Annotated in this window: 5 protein-coding genes; 3 read left to right on the plus strand and 2 right to left on the minus strand. The window is 61.0% G+C overall.

What is annotated here, in order from left to right; genetic code table 11:
• Positions 1-138 precede the first annotated feature (138 nt).
• Both XI09_RS08860 and tnpB read left to right on the plus strand, forming a co-directional pair.
• Positions 139-585, plus strand: a complete 447-nt coding sequence (locus XI09_RS08860) for a transposase (protein WP_442869561.1) — start codon at positions 139-141, stop codon at positions 583-585.
• Positions 579-884 carry an IS66 family insertion sequence element accessory protein TnpB gene (gene tnpB, locus XI09_RS08865; RefSeq protein ID WP_271566499.1) on the plus strand — a complete coding sequence of 102 codons (306 nt, stop codon included), beginning with the start codon at positions 579-581 and terminating at the stop codon, positions 882-884. The genes XI09_RS08860 and tnpB overlap by 7 nt, the downstream gene beginning before the upstream one ends.
• Here tnpB and XI09_RS08870 read toward each other — a convergent pair.
• Entirely contained in the window at positions 872-2,395 is a 1,524-nt protein-coding gene (locus tag XI09_RS08870) for a recombinase family protein (RefSeq protein ID WP_271566500.1), read from the minus strand. The genes tnpB and XI09_RS08870 overlap by 13 nt on opposite strands.
• Positions 2,396-2,405: 10 nt before the next feature.
• Positions 2,406-2,960, minus strand: a complete 555-nt coding sequence (locus tag XI09_RS08875; RefSeq protein WP_271566501.1) for a recombinase family protein — start codon at positions 2,958-2,960, stop codon at positions 2,406-2,408.
• Positions 2,961-3,465: 505 nt separating this feature from the next.
• Here XI09_RS08875 and XI09_RS08880 point away from each other — a divergent pair.
• Positions 3,466-3,999: IS66 family transposase zinc-finger binding domain-containing protein (locus XI09_RS08880; RefSeq protein ID WP_271566502.1), on the plus strand; the 534-nt coding region annotated here is incomplete at its 3' end.

Below are 3,999 nucleotides of genomic sequence, written 5' to 3' on the forward strand. Positions count from 1 at the left end.
TCAATCATCCAGACCGCGCTATCCAGAGCATTCCGCGCAAGTCAAGCCCAGGCGCCAGTGATCCTCTCGTGACGCTCACGTTTGTGCGGAGTCTTGAGAGCACCGCTAGAAGAGTCATCTTCTACAAGGGTGCTCATAATGGACGACCATTCTGACGACATGAGACGACCGTTGTCACCACGTATCGAAGTATATGCTGGTGCAGGTCGCAAGCGCTGGCCAGACGATTTGAAGGCGCAGATTGCCGCCGAAAGCCTCAAGCCGGGTGCGGTTGTCACGGATGTCGCCCGTCGTCATGGCTGCCGGCCCCAGCAGGTGCATGACTGGCGGCCCCAGCAGGTGCATGACTGGCGGCGCCGGGCGCGGTTGGGCCAGTTGGTGCTTCCGGCGTCGGCGGAAACGCTGTCGTTCGTGCCGGTGGTATCGGAATCGGCGTTGCCGGCGACCGCAGAACCCTCCGGGTCGCCGGAAGCCGCCGTTGTGACGGTCGAGTTCCAAGGGGCGCGCGTAGAGGTGCGCGGGGCGCCTGGCCTTGCTGTGCTGAGTGATGTTTTTCTAGCGCTCCGACGGACACGTTCATGCTGACAATGCCCGCGAGCCTCATGATTTACGTGGCGACGCAACCTGTGGATTTCAGAAAAGGTGCGGAGGGCTTGGCGCTGTTGGCGAAGGAGACGCTGGGCCATGACCCTATGAAGGGCGTGGCGGTGGTGTTCCGTGCGAAGCGCGCCGATCGGGTGAAGATTGTCGTCTGGGATGGCAGCGGCCTTGTGATGTATTGGAAGCGGCTCGATGGCAGCGGCTTCAAATGGCCTCCCATCGTGGCCGGCGTGATGCGGATGAACGCCGCGCAGTTGTCGGCGCTTCTCGATCACCCATGTTGATGCCCCTCCTTGTTAGGCTGACAGATTCTTAGATCAAGTTGCGCAAGGACGTGGTTTCGAAGGTTTCGGACAGCGTCAAGCACGGATGGTGTATTCGGGAAGAGATAGGCGCCGCTTGGCTGGCGATCAATCAGCAAACGCTTACTTCGGATCTGGACATAGAGCCAGTTCACCGGAATCTCGAGCCTTCGTGCCAGTTCGGGCGGGCTGAGGAGTGAGTCGTCATGCTCCCATCGGCTGCGCTGGGTAGCTACCTTGATGGCAGCAGCACGACGGAGCCGCCCAACGGTGATGGGCAGCACCTTATCGGCGCAACGCGGAGAACGGTGGCCTTCTTGGGTAAGGATTGCGGCGATCTCGTCGTCTGGGACGCCGTCGCGGGCGAGCGCCAGCGAGCGCTCCCGCATCTCTGTGCCTCGTGTCAATTTGGTGACGGAGTTGACGCTCATCTTCACCTCGAGCTCCGTCACGGCGCCTCCGCGCCAGACGATCCTGGCCAGGGCCAAATCGTTCTCACCACGATCGAGCACGACCTTTTCGATGAGGCATCGTAGCAAAGCCTTGCGATGCGCGTCCGAGATAGCCTCGTCGCCCCATATCTGCGGGAGGCGGCCGGTGAGGCTGATGACCTTGTCGTTGAGCTCCTTGCTTATGGCTACTTGCGTGATGGCTTTGAACGACGTCTGTCGGGCAAGCGCTTCTTCGGCGGCGCGCACGTCGTTTAGCGCCGCTTCCCATCGGCGCTCGAGTTCCGAGGCGACCAGCCGATTATCTGGATCAGCTCGGTTGAACTGCCGTTCGGCGAGCGCCGCCGTGTACCGCTTGCGCTCGAGCTCTCGTTCTGCGCTGGAGCGTAACGCATTGTTCATCTGCTGCTGGACACGGCGGGAACGCGACAAGGCATCGAGTTCAGCCGGCGCTAGTGCGGTCAGGAATGCATCGCCAACGGCCGCATCGATATGAGCGGCGCGGATGTGTTGGCAGGTTGGGTGACCTCCCTGGGTACGCAGGTGGTTGCATACATACTCGCCGCCGCCCTTGTAGCGGACGTACATCTTATGGCCACATCGTGCGCACCAGGCGATGCCGTGGAGCAGAAGCTCGCCATTGCGAGGCGCGCCTCGGGTTTTGATGCGCATATATTCGGCTCGGTTATCTCTGATGACGGCCCGGATTTTTTCATAAATTGGCCAGTCGATATAGGCTGGATATCGATCTTTGACGACGATCCGCCACTCCTCCATCGGCCGCGGAGCCTTTTGTGGCAGGGCGCCCTCCCGCTTCGGCGGTTGGAAGCGGGTTCGTCCATAGACGAAGGCGCCCGCATAGGCGGGGTTCTTCAAGATGGCCGCTACGGCAGCCAGCGTCGCGCGCGTCCAGCACAAATCACCATACCGATCACGACGCGGAAGTTCCAGGTCACGCTCGTTCAACGCTCGCATGACCTTGGCAACGCTGCGCAGCTGCAGGAACAACTGGAAGACGAGACCGAGCCGTCCTTGCACGGCCATGTCGGGATCCTTAACGACCACGCCGCTCGGGTCCCGCATCAGTCCGATTGGCAGCATAACCGCAAGCTCGCCGCGTTCGGGCTTTAGCCAGCAGGCCGGCGGTCAGCCGGCTGCGGATCGTATGTAGCTCAAGCTCGGAGATCGAACCTTTCAGCCCGAGAAGCAACCGTCCGTTGGGAGTGCCCGGATCATAGACCCCATCGCGGTCGGCGATCAGACAGCCACGCAGACCACAGATATCCAGGAGCGGATACCAGTCGGTACAATTACGCGCCAAGCGGGTCACGTCGATCGACAGGATGAGCCCCACTTCACTCAGGCCAACACGGCCAACGAGTTCTTTGAAGCCGTTACGATGCGCTGTAGACGCGCCGCTCAACCCGAGATCGGTGTCAATCACATCGATGGCCGCCTCACGCCATCCGAGTTCGCGGGCGCGCTTGCGAAGCGCGTATTGAAGGCGCAGGCTCTCCTGATTGCTTACGACCTGGTGGGGCGTCGACTGCCGGATGTAGACTACGGCTTTGCGCGCCAAGTGGCTTGGTGTGACCAGCTCGGACTTCATGAGGGATCTCCGCCAAAATCGCGGCGACGTCTTCGACGATCTGGCGTCGGAGCGCGGGCGTCAGCGTCGACCAAAGATCGGCTGGATCCATGCTCATGTGCGTCGGGACAATCCGCTGTCGATAAAAGCTCGAGTAGAGCCTCCATACTCAGCTTAATCTGATTTGCGTCTTGTCCATAATATTCGATTGCGGTTGCCTGAATCAGGAGACTGCTTCCCGTGCGAAACTCAACTTCATACGAAGCGGGAATGCTTCGGCCTCGCTGGCCGATCTTCCTGATCACTCGAAATGAGCGGCCGTACAAAGGATGGTGGGGGTCTCGAACTTCGACCACCTCCGGAAATGATTCGTCAGACTCACTATTAGGGACATTCCTCAATCCCCTCGCTGGCCGGCATGGATTGGACACGCATGCACGCGCCTCGAATCCCGCAGCCGAAAGCGCTTGCGTAAAAATACAAATCTTCGCTGCATCACGGGGCGAAGCATGGCAAGCTCGGGCCAATGAGTGATTTGCCCGATGAGCTGCCGAGCGATCCAGCCGAGTTGCGTGTCTTTGCCGCGGCTCTGCTGGATCGCTGCGCCAGGCTCGAGCGGTTACTCAAGCTTGCGAAAGATGCGCAGTTCGGTGGATCCTCGGAAAAGCTGGACGCTGATCAGCTGCAGCTTGTTCTGGAGGACATCGAAGAGGCCGTCGCGGCCCTCGAAGCCACCGAGGATCGCGCCAATCCCAGAGTTTGCGAGAAGAGGACGGCCGAGCGCAGAACCAACCGTGGTCAGCTGCCGGAGCATTTGCCGCGCATCGTGGAAACCCTGATGCCGGCCGAGACCTGTTGCCCGTCTTGTGCGGGCGACCTCTTTGAGATTGGTCGGGACGAGAGCCAGAGGCTGGACGTCGTTCCGGCGCAGTATCGCGTCATCGTCACCCGCCGGCCTAAGCTCGCCTGCCGCGCCTGTCATGGCGTCGTCCTCCAGCATGCTGCTCCCGAGCGACTGATCAGGGGAGGATTGCCCACCGAGCGGCTGGTCGCGCATGTG

This window comes from Bradyrhizobium sp. CCBAU 11386 (genome assembly GCF_028128955.1).
Lineage (GTDB): Bacteria > Pseudomonadota > Alphaproteobacteria > Rhizobiales > Xanthobacteraceae > Bradyrhizobium.

Bases quoted from the DNA above. Each gene is read 5' to 3' on its own strand.
- tnpB (WP_271566499.1), top strand. From the start codon at position 579: ATGCTGACAATGCCCGCGAGCCTCATGATTTACGTGGCGACGCAACCT.
- XI09_RS08875 (WP_271566501.1), bottom strand. From the start codon at position 2,960: ATGAAGTCCGAGCTGGTCACACCAAGCCACTTGGCGCGCAAAGCCGTA.
- XI09_RS08860 (WP_442869561.1), top strand. From the start codon at position 139: ATGGACGACCATTCTGACGACATGAGACGACCGTTGTCACCACGTATC.
- XI09_RS08870 (WP_271566500.1), bottom strand. From the start codon at position 2,395: ATGGCCGTGCAAGGACGGCTCGGTCTCGTCTTCCAGTTGTTCCTGCAG.